Below are 14,902 nucleotides of genomic sequence, written 5' to 3'. Positions count from 1 at the left end.
GGTAGCGACGGTGGCTCGGACTCACTCCGTCCAGGGAAGGTCGGCCGGGTCGAAGCGAAGCATCGAGGCCGATTGGCTGGCGGTGGCGAGCAGGGTGCCCGACTCACTCCAGATATGAGCCGAGCCGTGCCCGTAGTCGCCGACCGCCAGGTGGGGTCGCAAGTCGACCAGCACCCACTCGGTCTCCTCAAAGGCGCCGATGCGGATCGAGTTGTCCAGGCTGATGCCGCCGGCCATCACCCCGCAGGCGTGGGCAACGGACAGTGGCACCATGTCGGCCAAATACGCAGCGATCGCCGGCGTGATCGCCACCCGGTCCCGTCGGCGCACCCACACGCACATCCGACCGGGTCCGGGGTCGGGGTGGGCAACGATCGTGGGCTCGCGGAAGTCGAGTGCAGCGTTGAAGCCGAGCTCCCAGAGCTGTTCGGGGAATTTGGCGGTGATGCCGGCGTTACGGGCCATGCCAACGAACGGGCTGGACCAGCGTTCGGAATCCTCTGGTGACGACACGGTGGGCGACCGCTCGAACGTGCCGGCCAGCCCATGGTCCTTGTAGTGACCGGTGGCCCCCAGCGAGGCGAACATGATGTCGCCGGCGGCGTTGGTGCCGGTGACCCGCACTTGGTTGGTGCGGCGTCCCGGGGCGAGCACCTCGGCGTGTACCGAGATCTCCTCGTTCGCCGGTGCGGTGGCGATGAACTGGGTGGTCATCCACAACGCCGTGCGGTCGGACACCGCCTCGGCGGTGGCGATGGACACTGCGATCGCGGTGCCGCCGTAGAGCCGTCCGTCGAGCCGGGCCAGGTGGTTCTGGACGGTGAAGTGGAAGCGGCCGTCGCCCGTGCCGGGCAACAGGCCGAGGAAGTCCTCGTCGGTGGTCATCGGCGCACCGTACCGGGGGCGCCATCGCCCGGACGAACAGCCCCGTCGGGCATCGGCGCTTCGATATCGCCGACGGCCGGCTCGCTAGGCGCAGCGACGCAATACGCTGCGGAGATGAGCAGTTCAGTGGATCCTCCTGACCCCGGGGCCCGTCGGTGAATCCCGGCCGCCCTCAGCCCGGGTCACCGCTCGACCCGCCGGCAGGCTGGGCTCGCTCCCCCGAGGTGGTGCTGGTGCGCCACGGCGAAACCGAGTGGAGCAAGAGCGGTCGACACACCGGGCGAACGGACGTGCCGCTCACCGAGCACGGGCGTCAGGAGGCTCGGCACCTGGGTGTGGCGCTGGACGGTCGGTCGTTTGCGCACGCATGGTGCAGCCCCCTGAGCCGTGCAAGCGACACCTTCGAGTTGTCGGGGGTCGACGCGCCGGTGGAGATACTCGACGATCTGCTCGAGTGGGACTACGGCGACTACGAGGGCGTGTCCACCGCCGAGGTGCGGCGCACGATTTCGGACTGGTCGGTGTGGACCCACCCGGTCACCGGAGGCGAGTCGGTCGAGGCGGTGGGGGAGCGGGCCGATGGTGTGATCGCCCGGCTACTCGAGGTCGGGGGCGACACGGTGCTGTTCGCTCACGGCCAGTACCTGCGGATCCTGGCCGCTCGGTGGATCGGGCTACCCGCCGAGGCCGGCCGGCTGCTCAGCCTCGACACCGCCGCTGTCTCGGTGCTCGGCTACGAGCGGGAGACGAGGGTGATCCGCCGCTGGAACCAGAGTGGATACGCCGGCGAGAGCAATCACAGACGGTGACGCTGCTCTCGACACCACCCTCCCTGTCAAGGCCCGGGTTGTCGCTGCCAGGGGCTTGGTTACTGCTTCCAGGGGTTTGGCTAGTGCTGACAGGGGCTGAGTTGCTGCTGCCACGTGTCGGGCTAGTGCTGCCATGGGCAGTGCCGACACTGGTTGCCGCAGCAGGGTCGGGCGGCCAGCGTTGTCGCCGTCATGACGAACAGGCCGGTGGCCGGGTCGAGGTAGCCGTCGTCACCCGCTTGTGAGGCGGCATCGTGGGCTGCCATCGCCGCCTCGAAATCCCGATCCTGAGGGCCGAACCGCTCGAACGACGGCCGCTTCCAATCGGCCCGGAGCCGTTCCGGGGAGGCGCCGGGCATCAGGACCTTTGGGGTGCTGGGCAGGTCGTGTCGGTCGCTGTCATCGGCCGATGGCGGTTGCCAGGCCTTTGGGGTCGGCGACGCTGACCCACAGCGCCGAGTGGTTCTTGAGCCCGATCACCTTGCGGATCGGCTTCTTGAACGCGACGCACAGGCCGGAGGTGTGGTTGGTGCCGAAGGTCAGGCCGTCGTCGGCAAAGCTCAGACGAGGGCCGACGGCCGTGTACCAACGGTGGGGCCCGGTGATTTCGGTGTGGTCGATGTTGTCGAGCGGGGTCTCGACGGAGAAGTACCCGTACTTGGCTCGGAACATCCCGTCTTCGGTCAGGTCCACCCCATCGGTGTCCCTGACGCCGAGCACGACGAACATCGGCTTCCACCGGTTGTCGAGCCGATATGGAAATGTCGCTGATGTCGCCATCGGTGCAGCTTGCCAGAACCGCATGACAACGCCGAGGCGCCCGGACCCGAATACTCCGGTACGGTGACAGAGTGAAGAAGATCATCGCCCGCATCGCGCTCTTCCTCGGGCGTTACAAGCTGGTCAACCGTCCCCCGGACGAACCGGTGATGCTCCTCATCGCAGCACCGCATACCTCCAATTGGGATTTCATGTTGATGCTGTTCATGGCGTGGGCCAGTGACCTGTCGCCTCGCTGGCTGGGCAAGCGTGAGATGTTCGACGGCATGCTCGGCCCGGTCTTCAAGCGTCTCGGCGGTGTGTCGGTCGACCGCGACAACCCCGGCAACCTGGTCGATGACCTGGTGGCCGAGGCCCGCACCACGTCGTCGCTAGCGCTGGTCGTGCCGGTGGAGGGCACACGAGAGAAGGGCGACTACTGGAAGTCGGGCTTCTACCGCATTGCCTCCGAGGCCGACATTCCCATCGTGCCCTCCTTCCTCGATGGCCCCACCCGCACGGGTGGCTACGGCCCGACCGTCATTCCGTCGGGTGATCTCTCGGCTGACATGGACAAGTTCCGTGCGTTCTATGCCGACAAGCGCGGCGTGAAGCCGAAGAACAAGACCACTCCGCGTCTACGCGAGGAAGACTCGGCGATCGCCTGACAGGCGCGGCGGCGCACCCATTTCGGGCTCACGCCGTGTAGCTCCTGGTTAGTATCGAATCCGTGAGCGACTACGTGATTCCCGATCCGGAGCCCAAGGAGATCGACGAACAGTTGTCGATCGAATTGCGCCACCTCGCCGACAACGCCGTCCTGAAGGCCAAGCCCCAGGGCGATGAGCGCTGCGACAACTGCCTGTACTACCTGGAGAACACCGCCGAGATCTCCTACTGCTGGCATCAGAAGCTGCGCATCCTGGTTGGCGGCGAGTGGTGGTGTCAGTGGTGGGAGGAGATCGCTGAGTAAGGACCGCACTGCCCCGTCGGACCCGCCGTCGTATTGGAACGGCGTCGACACCTCAGCCAACGACCGCGCCCACGTGTTCCACTCGTGGTCGGCCCAGGCGTTGATCAACCCGCTGGCGATCGCCGGCGGCGAGGGCAGCTGGGTGTGGGACTTCGACGACAACCGATACCTGGACTTCAGCTCCCAGCTGATGAACGTCAACCTCGGGCACCGTCACCCCAAGCTGGTGGCGGCGATCCAGGAGGCGGCCGGACGTCTGGCGACGATCTCTCCGGTCCACGCCAACGCTGATCGCTCCGAGGCGGCTCGGCTGATCGCCGAGGTTGCCCCTGAGCAGCTCAACAAGGTGTTCTTCACCAACGGTGGCGCCGATGCCAACGAAAACGCCATCCGCATGGCGCGTTTGCACACCGGACGCCACAAGGTTCTGGCCGCCCATCGCAGCTATCACGGCGCCACCGCCGGTGCGATCACGATGACCGGCGACCCGCGTCGCTGGGCGTCGGAGCCGTCGATCCCTGGGGTGGTGCGCTTCTTCGGGCCGTACCCCTACCGCTCGTCGTTTCACGCCGATAGCCCGGCGCAGGAGTGCGACCGGGCGCTGGCCCACCTCGACGAGCTGTTGATGTTCGAGGGTCCGCACAACGTGGCAGCGATCATCCTCGAACCGGTGGTCGGTACCAACGGCATCCTCGTGCCGCCCGACGGCTACCTGGCCGGCGTGCGGGAGCTCTGCGACCGCCACGGCATCATGATGATCTCCGACGAGGTGATGGCCGGTTTCGGCCGTTGCGGCGAGTGGTTCGCCATCGACCGCTGGGACGTCGCTCCCGACATCATCTGCTTCGCCAAGGGGGTGAACTCCGGCTACGTGCCCCTCGGCGGCGTGATCATGTCCGACGAGATTGCCGCCACCTTCGACGAGCGGGTCTACCCGGGCGGGCTCACCTACTCGGGGCATCCGCTCGCCTGCGCCTCGGCGGTCGCCTCGATCGGCGTGTTCCGCGACGAGAACATCTTGGAGTCCGCCCGCACCCTGGGCACCGACGTGATCGGCCCGGAGTTGGAGCTGATTGCTGAGCGGCACCCGTCGGTTGGCGAGGTGCGCGGCCTCGGCGCCTTCTGGGCGATCGAGTTGGTGCGTGATCGCGATTCCCGCGAGATGTACGTGCCTTATAACGCTTCTGGCACCGATGCGAAGCCGATGGCCGACGTCGTGGCGGCGATCAAGGAGCAGGGCGTGTGGGTGTTCGCCCACTTCAACCGGATCCACATCACCCCGCCGTGCAACGCGAGCCATGACGACGTGCGCACCGGCCTGGCGGCGATCGACAAGGCCCTCGAGGTGGCCGACGACCACATCGGGTGAGGTCTTCTTGCTGAGCGCGACGGGACCTCGGCGATCCGCTGAACTCTGCCGCTATCGCGCGCTCTACGACGCGATAGCGGCAAACCTCGCCGTTCAGCTGTCGCCCTAGGTGCGGATCATGGAGGCATCAACCGACGGCATGGTCGTCGCCATCTCAGCATCTGAGCGAATCCCCGAGATGGAGCGCCGCTTCTTGGCTGCCCATCCCGGGGCGGAGCTGCTGTGGACCCCATATGTGGAGTCGCTGGAGGCGCGGTCGTCCAAGGCCCGGCACGGCGGCGTCAACGCTGACGGGTTGCCGACCCCGGAGATCACCGACGAGTTGCGCGACGCCTGGGCCCGCACCCAGGTTTTGGTTGGCCTGGATCTACCCGCCGAAGCGGCCGAACTGTTTCCCCGACTGGAACTGCTCCAGCTGGCGTCCGCCGGATACGACAAGTGCGATCTGGGTGCGTTGGCGTCAATGGGGGTGCGCCTGACGACCGCCAGCGGGCTGGCCGCACCCAGCATCGCCGAGTTCGTGATGGGTCGGCTGCTGGCGGAGTGGAAGCACTTCCGCGCCCTTGACGCCCAGCAGAGGGCGCACGACTGGACGCAACAGATGGGCGGCGAGGTGGCGGGTCGCACCTTGGGCATCGTCGGCCTCGGTGCGCTCGGTCGGGCGATCGCCCGCCGGGCGAGGGCTTTCGACATGATCGTGCTGGCCACCAGGGCGTCGGCCCAAGCGGGCGACAGCGACCCCGACGTGGACGAGCTCTATCCGGCGGCGGCGCTCGACGACATGCTGCAGCGGTGCGATGCGGTGGTGGCCACGCTGCCGGCCAACGAGTCGACGTTCGACATGTTCGATGCTTCGCGGTTCGCCGTGATGGCCGAGGGCACGGTCTTCGTCAACGTCAGCCGAGGCTCGCTCGTGGTTGAGACCGACCTGATCGAGGCGTTGCGGTCAGGTCATCTGCGGGCCGCCGTCCTCGACGTGACTCGGGTGGAGCCACTGCCCTCTGACGATCCGCTGTGGGACGCACCCAACTTGTACTTGTCGCCCCACACCTCGACGTCGCTCGACCGCTACGCCGACAACCTGGTGGATCTGGCGGCAGACAATCTGACTCGCTACGTCGAGGGCCAACCGCTGCGCAACGAGGTCGACCTCACCAACCGATCCAGCTCGGGTGGCCTGGTTGCAGACGAGGTCTGATGGGCAAGTTTGCTGACAGTCGGATCTTGATGGGGACGCTGATCGTGACGCTGCTGGCGTTGGCCTACTTGGGTCTGGCCCCGACCAACGACGCAAGCTTCTCGTGTCAGACCCTCCCGGTGGTCCGGATGGTCAATCCCGAGGCCGAGGCCGCCCCTCCCGGCTTCTTCGACTCCGGCACGCAATGCAATGCCGACGCTCAGGGAAGGGCTCGCTCGATGGGACTGGTCCTTGTGATCGGCGCCATGGCCACGGCCATCGCGGCGCTGTTGGCACACCGAAGGAACCAACGTGGCTCTGCACGCCCTGCCCAACCGGAACCAGCATCCGGTCGAGAGGAATCCTCCCGCTGAGGTCAACCCAGCTTGGCGAGGAAGGCCTCAACTGCATCGGTCCAAGCAAGGAGTTCGCCGAGCGTCGACGCCACCTGCATGGTGGCGTTGGGCAGGAGGTCGGCCAAGGCCTCGGCCGTGGACACCGGATGGCCGGGATCGCCCGACCAGGCCAGGATCAGCGTTGGCGCGGCGATGGTGGCCACGGCGTCGGCATCGGGCAGGTCGGCGTGGCTGGCCCCGCGAAACACTGCCGCCAGCCGCTGCGGGTCGGCTCGCCGCAGCGACTCGGCCCGCAGCTCGCGGAAGTTGTCGACCTCGACGAAGGGATCGGGCGGCGGCACCGCCGCCGACGCCTCGATCAGGGTCTCCACCCCGCCGGTGTCGACCATGTCGGCCATCGCCTCGTACAGCTGAGCCTGGTCGCGGCGGGTGTCCCACGCGGTCGGTGGGATGGTCAGCACCATCGCCCGCACTCGATCGCCGAGGTTGAGCGCAGCGTGCAGGGCGGTGGCGGTACCCATCGACGCGCCGCCGAGCACCACGTCGGCGAGGCCGAGCGTCTCGATCAGGCCGACCTCGTCCAGCGCCAGCCGGTCCCAGGCGCCGTCGTCCGGCGTGGCGAGCGGGCCGGACTCGCCGTGGCCGCGCGCATCGAAGCGCACCACCCGACGGGTCCGGCGGATCCGTTGCCAGTCGATCATCGGGAACTCGTTGTCCTCGGCGACGCTGCGGCTGAGGCCGTGCCCCCACACCAGCGGCGTTCCGTCGAGAGCGCCGTCCTCGGTCGGGCCGACATCCTCGTAGGCGAGGTCGATCCCCCGAATGCGCACGGTTGTGATCATGTTGGCGCCTGATTGGAGAAGATGACGCAGCCTGCGGCGGCGAACATGCCGCCGACGCCCAGGCACACCGACACCTCGGCGCCGGGCACCTGGGCGGGGGCGACGCCCCGCATCTGGCGGATGCTCTCCTGGAGGGCGTACATGCCGTACATGCCCGAGTGCATGTAGCTAAGGCCGCCGCCGTTGGTGTTCATCGGCAGCCAACCGCCGGGGGCGGTGTGGCCGTCCCACACGAACCCAGCCGCATCGCCAGGGGCACAGAACCCCAGGTCCTCCAGGCCGTAGAGGGGCAGGTGGGCGAAGGCGTCGTACACCATGAGGTGATCGACGTCGGCGTGGGCGATCCCGGCGGAGGCGAAGGCGTCTGCGCCGGCCACGCTGAAGGCACGCGACGTGGTGAAGTCGGCCATCTGGGACACCATGGGGGTCTCGGTGCTCTCCCCGTGGCCGAGCACGTACACCGGCCGGTTGGGGAAGTCTGCGGCCCGTTCGGCCGAGGTGAGGATGAGGGCGCCGCCGCCGTCGGTCACCAGGCAGCACTCGAGCAGGTGGAACGGGTAGGCGATCATGCGCGAGTCGAGCACGTCGTCGACCGTGATCGGGTCCCGGAACGTGGCCCGGGGGTTCAGCGCCGCCCAGTTGCGTTGCACCACCGCCACCTGCGCCAACTGTTCGTGGCTGACGCCCCGCTCGGCCATAAACCTCAGGGCCGGGATGGTGAACATCGTCGGCGGGCCGGTCACCCCGTAGGGCGCCTCGAACTGCGCGGGCAGCCCGCCTCGACCACCCCACGGGGCGGTGCCCACCCGCGACCTGCCGCTTTCGGCGTGGGTGATCAGCACGGTAGTGCACAACCCGGCCTCGATCGCAGCGGCCGCGTGGCGGACGTGGATCATGAACGAGCAGCCGCCCACCGACGTGCCGTCCACCCAGTGCGGGGTGATGCCCAGGTAGTGGGCCACGTCGGTGGGGCGCTCGCCGGCGGTGGCGAACCCGTCGATGTCGGCGACGGTCAGCCCGGCGTCGTCGAGCGCGTTGAGCGCCGCGTCCGCGTGCAGCTGGATCTGGCTGATGTGGGGGAGCCGGCCCAGCTCGGTCGTCTCCGCAGCCCCGACGACCGCCACCCGCGCGCCGGTCACGACGCGCTCCCGGCCGGAGTGGCGGCTGCCGGCCGGAACAACGGCAGGCTGATGTCGTCGGTGATCGCCTCGAAGGTCACCTCGACGGCCATGTCCAGCTCGAGCGCCTCGGGGGTCTGCTCGCAGGCGACGATGTTGGTCATCATGCGGGGCCCCTCGGCCAGTTGCACGACGGCGATCGAGTATGGGCCGTCGAAACCGGGATGGGGCCGGTGGCTGATCACGTAGCTGTACAGCGTGGCGTCCCCCGAGGCGTCGAACACCTCGACCGCTCGGCAACTGCACGCCGGGCAGAAGGGTCGGGGCGGGAAGTACGCCTCGGAACAGGCGGTGCAGCGTTGCAGCAGCAGCCGCCCCGCCCGGGTGCCGTCCCAGAAGTGCTGGGTTTCCGGTGTCGGCACCGGCACCGGCCTGCCATTCGCGTCGCTCACGATCCCCCTCGCTTGGACATTCAGATCAGGGTAGGCCAACCGCAGAGTTCGGCGTCGTTGACCTCGCATCAGACCTGATGCCGCACAGCGATCGTACCCACGCTCGATCTGGGTGCGATCACTGTGACCCGGTCCTCAGCGATCGCACCCAGATGCACCTTGGGTGCGATCACTGCGGCGAACCCGGTGACCCGCAGCGGACGGCGGTCGTGTGAAAGCCAGCCCGCATCGCCTCCCCCAATCCAGGAAGATGACAAGTAGCCTTCGCTGAAGGTCGAGAGGAGTTCGGATCTCATGCCGGTGGTGTTGCGAGTCGACGGGTTCCGCTTCCTCTTCTATTCAAACGAGGGCCATCCGAGAGAACCTGCGCACATTCACGTGCTGAGAGGGCGAGACGAAGCAAAGTTCTGGCTGCTTCCGGAAATTGCTCTGGCGTACAATGATGGTTTCAACGCACGAACGCTCAACCGGATTGGGAAGTTGGTTGGGCTTCACCGAGACGACTTGGAAAGCGCTTGGCATGAGCACTTCGCCTGAGGCAGTGAGTTTTGATGATGACTCTATGTGGGTCACGCTCGGCGACGGCCGTACCATCGGAGTGCCCTTGGTGTGGTTCCCCCGTCTCCTCCGTGCCACTCCAGCTCAGCGCGAATCGGTCGAGCTGAGTCGTCGCGGCCTGCACTGGGAAGCGCTCGACGAAGACATCTCGGTTGCCGGTCTCTTGGCTGGTCACGGTGACTTGACGCGCGAGCGAGCTCCAGCCGCGTAGTGCTGAGACACTCGAGACTGTCGCCGTCACATTCTGCAGCCAGGCTGGCCGCGGTGGCGACTAGAGCAGGCCGAGCTGCAGCTTGACCGCGTCGCTCATCATGTGGGCGCCCCACGGCGGGCTGAACACCATCTGTACCTCGGCCTCGTCGACGCCGGGCACGGCCTCGGCCGCCCGCTTGGCGTCGGCGGTGAGCACGTCGCCCATGCCGCAGCCCGGTGCGGTCATCGTCATGTCGATCTCGATGCGGCGACGACCGTCGTCCAACATGACCTCTTCGGTGCGATAGACCAGCCCCAGCTCGACGATGCTGACCGGGATCTCGGGGTCGTAGACCTCCTCGAGCGCCTCGGACACGTAGTCCATCGAAAACGACCCCTTTGCCCGCTCGGCGTCGCGTGCGATCTTGGCGGCCAGCTCTTCGGGCAGCTCGCGTCCCAGCGCGTCGGCGTCCATGCCGTCGATGCGCATCAGGTTGCCGTAGTCGGTCTTCACGGTAAAACTGCCGCCTAGCTCCTGGACGACGCGCACCTTCTCGCCTTCCTTGAGGACGACTTTCTCGCCGTTGGGCACGGTGATGGCGTCAAGGTCGCGGGGCAACGGCCGCATGGCCGATTGGATCGTCATGTCACGTCCTGAAGCTTGGCCTCCCGGTGGAGGTCGTCGTGGCCGATTGCCACCTCGGCGTGCTTGGCGGTGACAATGCCCTTGAGATGGTCGCGCAGCGACTTGGGCTCGACGGTGTCGATCACCTCGCGAATGAAGGCGTCGATCAGCATGCTGCGGGCCAGATCGGCGGCGATGCCGCGGCTCTGCAGGTAGAACATCGCCTCGTCGTCCAGGCGTCCGACGGTGGCGCCGTGGGTGCAGCGGACGTCGTCGGCGAAGATCTCCAGCCAGGGACGGGAGTCGGCCTGGCCGTGCTCGCTCAACAGCAGGTTGCGGTTGGTCTGGTGGGCGTCGGTGTCGACCACGCCCGGGCGCACGATGATGTGCCCGCTGAACGAGCTGCGGGCCCGCTCCTCGATGACCGACTTGAACTCCTGGTCGCTGAAGCAGCTCGACGCGGCGTGATCGGCCGTGATCATCGTGTCGTGGCGCTGGCGCTCGTTGAGCACCTGAAGCCCGGCCAGGTTGGCGGTGGCGTGTTCACCGGTGAACTCGACGCGAAAGGCGTTGCGGGCGATGCGGGCGCCGAGCATGACCGACGTCGAGGCCAGCGTGCTGTTGGCGCCCTGGAACACGTCGGTGTGGCCGACGTGGATGGCCTGGTCGGCCTCGGCCTGTACCCGGTGATGGGCCAGCGTGGCGCCGGCGCCCAACACCATCGTGGTGTCGGCGTTGTTCAGGGCTGCACCGCTGAGGCCCACGTATGACTCGATGATTGAGACCGATGCGTCCTGGCCGACGTGGATCACGGTGCGGGGGTGAGCGACCTCGAGGGTGTCGCCGGGGGCGGTCAGGTGCACCACGTGTACCGGCGCCTCGGGGATCGCCCCCGCTGCGGCGATCACGACGGCGGCGTCGCCCCCGTCGGCGCGGTTGAGCGCCTGAAACCCGTCGGACAGTTCGCTGCCATCGGCCAAGGCGACCAGAGCCTGATGGTCGGGCGGGGCCTGACTGCTCGGCCCGCACCAGACCTCGGACGATTCGGCGGCGTTGGACAGCTCGGGCGAGTAGGCACCGTTGACGAACACCAGGCGCGGGCCGCCGTGGATGCCGGCCAGCGATTCGACCGTCGCCAGGTCGACCGGGCGAGCCGGCGCCGGCGTGGCGTCGCCAAGTGCGGCGCTGAGCTCGTGGTGAGGTGAGTAGTGCCACGGCTCGTCGTGGCGGGTGGGCATGCCGTGCTCGGTGATCCAGGCGAGTGCGTCCGAGCGTCGTTGTGACGTCCCGTTGGTGGCGTCGGCCGACTCCGGGCGGACCAGGTGATCGAACGGGGTGGTGGCCACGGTCACGAGGTCGGGGCGGCGAGGCTGGAGGCGTAGCCCTCGGCCTCGAGCTGGGTGGCGAGCTCGGGTCCGCCGGAGCGGACGATCTTGCCGCCGTTGAGCACGTGGACGTGGTCGGGGCGAACCATCTCAAGCAGGCGGGGATGGTGGGTGATGATGATCATCGAACGGTCGGGCGAACGCAGCGCCTCCACCGCGGTGGCCACCACCCGCATGGCGTCGATGTCCAGCCCGGAGTCGATCTCGTCAAGGATGGCCAGGCGGGGCTCGAGCAGGCTGAGCTGCAGCACCTCGTTGCGCTTCTTCTCGCCGCCGGAGAACCCGGTGTTGACCGATCGGCTAAGGAACGCCGGGTCCATGTCGAGGAGCGCCATCGCGTCCTTGGCCTTTTTCAGGAAGTCGGTGGCGGCGATCTCGGGCAGGCCCTGGGCCGTGCGGCGGGCGTTGACCGCGGTGCGCAGGAAGTACATGTTGCCCACGCCGGGGATCTCGGTGGGGTGCTGAAACGCCAGGAACAACCCGGCGTTGGCGCGGTCCTCAGGCTCCATCGCCAGCAGGTCCTCGCCGTCGAAGTCGACGCTGCCGCCCAGCGTGTAGCCGTCCCGTCCGGTGAGCACGTTGGACAGCGTCGACTTGCCTGCCCCGTTGGGGCCCATGATGACGTGTACCTCGCCGGCGCCGACCTCCAGGTCGAAGCCGTTGAGGACGGTTTTGCCGTCGATGGTGGCCGTGAGATTTTTGATGGAGAGCATCAGCCCACCGTCCCTTCCAAGCTGAGTCGCATAAGTGCCTGTGCCTCGACGGCGAATTCCATGGGGAGCTCGTCGAAAACGTCGCGGCAGAATCCGTTGACGATCATCGAGGAGGCGTCCTCCTCGTCGAGGCCGCGCTGGCGGCAATAGAACAGCTGGTCCTCGTCGATCTTCGAGGTTGAGGCCTCGTGTTCGACCTGCGCCGTCTCGTTCTTCACCTCGATGTAGGGGAACGTGTGGGCGCCGCACTCCGACCCGATGAGCAGCGAGTCGCACTGGGTGAAGTTGCGGGCGCCCTCGGCGGAACGCAGCACCTTGACCTGGCCCCGGTAGGTGCTCTGGGCCTTGCCGGCCGAGATGCCCTTGGCCAGAATCGTGCTCTTCGTGTTTTTGCCGATGTGGATCATCTTCGTGCCGGTGTCGGCCTGCTGCATGGCGGTGGTCACCGCCACCGAGTAGAACTCGCCGACAGAATCGTCGCCCTGCAGGATGACGCTGGGGTACTTCCAGGTGATTGCCGAACCGGTCTCCACCTGGGTCCAGGAGATCTTGGCCCGATTGCCGGCGCGGCCCCGCTTGGTGACGAAGTTGTAGATGCCGCCCTTGCCCTCGGCGTCGCCGGGGTACCAGTTCTGGACGGTGGAGTACTTGATGTCGGCGTCGTCGAGCGCCACCAGCTCGACCACTGCGGCGTGCAACTGGTTCTCGTCGCGCATCGGGGCGGTGCAGCCCTCGAGGTAGCTGACGGTGGCGCCCTCTTCGGCGACGATCAGCGTGCGCTCGAACTGGCCGGTCTGGGCGGCGTTGATGCGGAAGTAGGTCGACAGCTCCATCGGGCAGGCCACGCCGGCGGGGATGAAGCAGAACGAGCCGTCGGAGAACACGGCCGAGTTGAGTGCGGCGAAGAAGTTGTCGCGGGGCGGTACCACCGTGCCCAGGTACTTCTTGACCAGCTCGGGGTGCTCGGCGACAGCCTCGGAGAAGGGACAGAAGATGACGCCCGCCTCGGCGAGGGTGGCCTTAAACGTCGTGGCTACCGAGACCGAGTCGATGATCGCGTCGACCGCCACGCCGGAGAGCCGCTCCTGCTCGCCCAGCGAGATGCCCAGCTTGTTGAAGGTCTCGAGGATCTCGGGGTCGACCTCGTCCAAGCTCTTCGGGCCGTCCTCCTTGGGCTTGGGGGCCGCCCAGTAGTGCATGTCCTGGAAGTCGATCGGCGGGTGGTGCACGTTCTGCCAGCTGGGCTCCTCCATGGCGAGGAAGTGCTCTAAAGCCCCCAGCCGCCACTCGAGCAGCCACTCCGGTTCGTTGTTCTTGGCGGAGATCAGGCGGACGACGTCGGCGTTCAGGCCCTTGGGCGAGAAGTCGGTGTCGATGTCGCTGTGGAATCCGTAGGCGTATTCCCGTTCGACGAAACTGTCGAGGACATCAGTCATGGTGCTCCTGCGGTCGCGATCAGACAATAAACCTAGCGCGGAGGGTGTTTATTGACAAGACGCCGGAACTCGGCACGAATTGCCGGGCCGACCGACGCCCGGGTGCCCCAAGTTACGCGATCGACCCTCGGTTCCCCCATCGGGAGGGCAGGTGGTTCGGCGTTTCGTCGTTCGGCGCGATTCAGCGCCGTTGGTCGGCGAACCACTTGAGGGTGTCGGCGACGGTCTCGTGGATTGGCCGCACCCGGTAGCCGAGCTCGGTGGCGGCCTTGAAGTGGCTGACGCTGGGGGCAAAGCGGAGGGCGTGCAACGAGTCGGGGGTGAACAGCGGGATCCTCGTCCGCGGGGTCAGCTTCATCACCAGCGGTCCGAGCGGGGTGAGCAACGACAACGGCACGTCGAACCTCGGGGCCCGGGTTCCGGAGATCCCCGCGACGAGCTGTCCGAGCTCCTTGAGCGTGATCCGGGTGCCCGACAGGAGATAGTTCTCGCCACGGCGCCCGTGTTCCCAGGCGGCGATCAGGCCGTTGACCACCTCGCGGACGTCGACGAAGTCGAATCCGCCGGCGACGTTGACCGGGATCTTCCGGTCGCGCAGCTCCAGGATGGTTTCGCCAATTCGGGACGGGGCATAATCGTGGGGACCGATCACCCCGGTTGGGTTGACGATGACCACGTCGAGGTCGTCGCCCGCCGCCTTGAGCAGCGCCTGCTCGCCGGCGTACTTCGACCGGTCGTACGCCGGGGCATGTTCGTCGATCGTGCGCGGGCCGGTCTCGTCCAGCGACGGCCCGCACTTCTCCAGATCGAAGGCGTGCACCGAGGAGCAGTGCACCACGCGCTCGACCCCAGCGTCCCGGGCGGCGTTGGCCACGTTGGCGGGTCCCTCGACGTTGACTTTCCGCACCTCGCCGGTCGGGTCGCCGACGATCGAGATCATCGCAGCCAGATGAAAGACGACGTCGGCGCCGTCGAACGCCGCAGCGAGGGAGGAGCGGTCGCGGACGTTCACCTCGACGAAGTCGACGTCCAGGCCGTCGAGGGCTGGGCTGCGCCGAAGGTCGGCCGCGCACACCTCGATCCCTCGGTCGAGCAGGCTGCGGAGGAGGTTGGCTCCGACGAGCCCGGAGGCTCCGGTGACGGTGGCACGGGTCATGGCGGTCCTCGCAGGGTATGGGGGGCACATTGGCGTCCCGGCCGCACCGAGCACGCCATCGATGCGCACGAGCAGCACGTAGCGGCCCGGCGGGACC

The 14,902-nt window shown here is 67.5% G+C and carries 19 protein-coding genes; 8 read left to right on the top strand and 11 right to left on the bottom strand.

What is annotated here, in order from left to right; genetic code table 11:
* Nucleotides 1-21: 21 nt before the first annotated feature.
* On the bottom strand, nt 22-885 hold the full coding sequence (locus PKD89_RS05965; RefSeq protein ID WP_289010199.1) for an acyl-CoA thioesterase: 864 nt from the start codon (nt 883-885) through the stop codon (nt 22-24).
* A 233-nt stretch (nt 886-1,118) separates the two neighbouring features.
* Here PKD89_RS05965 and PKD89_RS05960 point away from each other — a divergent pair, with 233 nt between their 5' ends.
* Nucleotides 1,119-1,694, top strand: coding sequence for a histidine phosphatase family protein (locus PKD89_RS05960; RefSeq protein WP_324332315.1), 576 nt, complete (start codon nt 1,119-1,121; stop codon nt 1,692-1,694).
* A 122-nt stretch (nt 1,695-1,816) separates the two neighbouring features.
* Here the strand turns inward: PKD89_RS05960 and PKD89_RS05955 are convergent, their stop codons facing one another.
* Together PKD89_RS05955 and PKD89_RS05950 are read right to left on the bottom strand one after the other, a co-directional pair.
* Nucleotides 1,817-2,053, bottom strand: a complete 237-nt coding sequence (locus tag PKD89_RS05955; RefSeq protein WP_287380524.1) for a DUF5522 domain-containing protein — start codon at nt 2,051-2,053, stop codon at nt 1,817-1,819.
* A 40-nt stretch (nt 2,054-2,093) separates the two neighbouring features.
* On the bottom strand, nt 2,094-2,474 hold the full coding sequence (locus PKD89_RS05950) for a hypothetical protein (protein WP_289010197.1): 381 nt from the start codon (nt 2,472-2,474) through the stop codon (nt 2,094-2,096).
* Between the two features lie 71 nt (nt 2,475-2,545).
* On the opposite strand from PKD89_RS05950, the gene PKD89_RS05945 reads away from it, so the two are divergent.
* From PKD89_RS05945 to PKD89_RS05925, 5 genes are all read left to right on the top strand, one after another.
* Complete coding sequence (locus tag PKD89_RS05945) at nt 2,546-3,121, top strand: 1-acyl-sn-glycerol-3-phosphate acyltransferase (protein ID WP_289010196.1); 576 nt, start codon at nt 2,546-2,548, stop codon at nt 3,119-3,121.
* A 62-nt stretch (nt 3,122-3,183) separates the two neighbouring features.
* Nucleotides 3,184-3,426 carry a hypothetical protein gene (locus tag PKD89_RS05940; protein ID WP_289010195.1) on the top strand — a complete coding sequence of 81 codons (243 nt, stop codon included), beginning with the start codon at nt 3,184-3,186 and terminating at the stop codon, nt 3,424-3,426.
* A complete protein-coding gene (locus PKD89_RS05935) occupies nt 3,419-4,795 on the top strand; it encodes an aspartate aminotransferase family protein (RefSeq protein ID WP_349257324.1) in 1,377 nt (458 codons plus the stop codon). Before PKD89_RS05940 ends, PKD89_RS05935 begins: the two co-directional genes overlap by 8 nt.
* Before the next feature lie 118 nt (nt 4,796-4,913).
* Nucleotides 4,914-5,993: a D-2-hydroxyacid dehydrogenase gene (locus PKD89_RS05930; RefSeq protein ID WP_289010193.1), complete on the top strand. Its 1,080-nt coding sequence runs from the start codon at nt 4,914-4,916 to the stop codon at nt 5,991-5,993.
* Entirely contained in the window at nt 5,993-6,346 is a 354-nt protein-coding gene (locus PKD89_RS05925) for a hypothetical protein (RefSeq protein WP_287380536.1), read from the top strand. Before PKD89_RS05930 ends, PKD89_RS05925 begins: the two co-directional genes overlap by 1 nt.
* Nucleotides 6,347-6,348: 2 nt before the next feature.
* Here the strand turns inward: PKD89_RS05925 and PKD89_RS05920 are convergent, their stop codons facing one another.
* From PKD89_RS05920 to PKD89_RS05910, 3 genes are read right to left on the bottom strand one after another with little or no spacing between them, the layout of a single operon-like run.
* Complete coding sequence (locus tag PKD89_RS05920) at nt 6,349-7,170, bottom strand: alpha/beta fold hydrolase (RefSeq protein WP_289010192.1); 822 nt, start codon at nt 7,168-7,170, stop codon at nt 6,349-6,351.
* Nucleotides 7,167-8,309 (bottom strand): thiolase C-terminal domain-containing protein, encoded by a 1,143-nt coding sequence (locus PKD89_RS05915; protein ID WP_289010191.1) that lies wholly within the window; start codon nt 8,307-8,309, stop codon nt 7,167-7,169. Before PKD89_RS05915 ends, PKD89_RS05920 begins: the two co-directional genes overlap by 4 nt.
* On the bottom strand, nt 8,306-8,740 hold the full coding sequence (locus PKD89_RS05910) for a Zn-ribbon domain-containing OB-fold protein (RefSeq protein ID WP_289010190.1): 435 nt from the start codon (nt 8,738-8,740) through the stop codon (nt 8,306-8,308). The genes PKD89_RS05915 and PKD89_RS05910 overlap by 4 nt, the downstream gene beginning before the upstream one ends.
* A gap of 294 nt (nt 8,741-9,034) precedes the next feature.
* On the opposite strand from PKD89_RS05910, the gene PKD89_RS05905 reads away from it, so the two are divergent.
* Together PKD89_RS05905 and PKD89_RS19795 are read left to right on the top strand one after the other, a co-directional pair.
* The gene (locus PKD89_RS05905; RefSeq protein WP_289010189.1) at nt 9,035-9,277 is read left to right on the top strand and encodes a DUF4160 domain-containing protein; all 243 of its coding nucleotides are present in this window, start codon (nt 9,035-9,037) and stop codon (nt 9,275-9,277) included.
* A complete protein-coding gene (locus PKD89_RS19795; protein ID WP_349257322.1) occupies nt 9,261-9,509 on the top strand; it encodes a DUF2442 domain-containing protein in 249 nt (82 codons plus the stop codon). The genes PKD89_RS05905 and PKD89_RS19795 overlap by 17 nt, the downstream gene beginning before the upstream one ends.
* A 60-nt stretch (nt 9,510-9,569) precedes the next feature.
* Here the strand turns inward: PKD89_RS19795 and sufT are convergent, their stop codons facing one another.
* From sufT to PKD89_RS05880, 5 genes are all read right to left on the bottom strand, one after another.
* Nucleotides 9,570-10,136, bottom strand: coding sequence for a putative Fe-S cluster assembly protein SufT (gene sufT, locus PKD89_RS05900; protein ID WP_289010188.1), 567 nt, complete (start codon nt 10,134-10,136; stop codon nt 9,570-9,572).
* Nucleotides 10,133-11,461, bottom strand: coding sequence for a Fe-S cluster assembly protein SufD (gene sufD / locus PKD89_RS05895; protein ID WP_289010187.1), 1,329 nt, complete (start codon nt 11,459-11,461; stop codon nt 10,133-10,135). Before sufD ends, sufT begins: the two co-directional genes overlap by 4 nt.
* Before the next feature lie 2 nt (nt 11,462-11,463).
* The gene (sufC, locus tag PKD89_RS05890; RefSeq protein ID WP_289010186.1) at nt 11,464-12,213 is read right to left on the bottom strand and encodes a Fe-S cluster assembly ATPase SufC; all 750 of its coding nucleotides are present in this window, start codon (nt 12,211-12,213) and stop codon (nt 11,464-11,466) included.
* Nucleotides 12,213-13,649, bottom strand: a complete 1,437-nt coding sequence (gene sufB, locus PKD89_RS05885) for a Fe-S cluster assembly protein SufB (protein ID WP_289010185.1) — start codon at nt 13,647-13,649, stop codon at nt 12,213-12,215. The genes sufC and sufB overlap by 1 nt, the downstream gene beginning before the upstream one ends.
* Nucleotides 13,650-13,830: 181 nt before the next feature.
* Nucleotides 13,831-14,902 (bottom strand): NAD-dependent epimerase/dehydratase family protein (locus tag PKD89_RS05880; protein ID WP_324332313.1); only part of this gene is annotated, 1,072 nt, incomplete at its 5' end.

It is taken from the genome of Candidatus Neomicrothrix sp. (assembly GCF_035329545.1).
GTDB classification, from domain to species: Bacteria; Actinomycetota; Acidimicrobiia; order Acidimicrobiales; family Microtrichaceae; genus Microthrix; species Microthrix subdominans.
This window is presented reverse-complemented; position numbering and strand designations above follow the sequence as displayed.

Bases quoted from the DNA above. Each gene is read 5' to 3' on its own strand.
- sufT (WP_289010188.1), bottom strand. From the start codon at position 10,136: ATGACGATCCAATCGGCCATGCGGCCGTTGCCCCGCGACCTTGACGCC.
- PKD89_RS19795 (WP_349257322.1), top strand. From the start codon at position 9,261: ATGAGCACTTCGCCTGAGGCAGTGAGTTTTGATGATGACTCTATGTGG.
- sufC (WP_289010186.1), bottom strand. From the start codon at position 12,213: ATGCTCTCCATCAAAAATCTCACGGCCACCATCGACGGCAAAACCGTC.
- PKD89_RS05955 (WP_287380524.1), bottom strand. From the start codon at position 2,053: ATGCCCGGCGCCTCCCCGGAACGGCTCCGGGCCGATTGGAAGCGGCCG.
- PKD89_RS05925 (WP_287380536.1), top strand. From the start codon at position 5,993: ATGGGCAAGTTTGCTGACAGTCGGATCTTGATGGGGACGCTGATCGTG.
- sufB (WP_289010185.1), bottom strand. From the start codon at position 13,649: ATGACTGATGTCCTCGACAGTTTCGTCGAACGGGAATACGCCTACGGA.
- PKD89_RS05920 (WP_289010192.1), bottom strand. From the start codon at position 7,170: ATGATCACAACCGTGCGCATTCGGGGGATCGACCTCGCCTACGAGGAT.
- PKD89_RS05950 (WP_289010197.1), bottom strand. From the start codon at position 2,474: ATGGCGACATCAGCGACATTTCCATATCGGCTCGACAACCGGTGGAAG.
- PKD89_RS05965 (WP_289010199.1), bottom strand. From the start codon at position 885: ATGACCACCGACGAGGACTTCCTCGGCCTGTTGCCCGGCACGGGCGAC.
- PKD89_RS05930 (WP_289010193.1), top strand. From the start codon at position 4,914: ATGGAGGCATCAACCGACGGCATGGTCGTCGCCATCTCAGCATCTGAG.
- PKD89_RS05905 (WP_289010189.1), top strand. From the start codon at position 9,035: ATGCCGGTGGTGTTGCGAGTCGACGGGTTCCGCTTCCTCTTCTATTCA.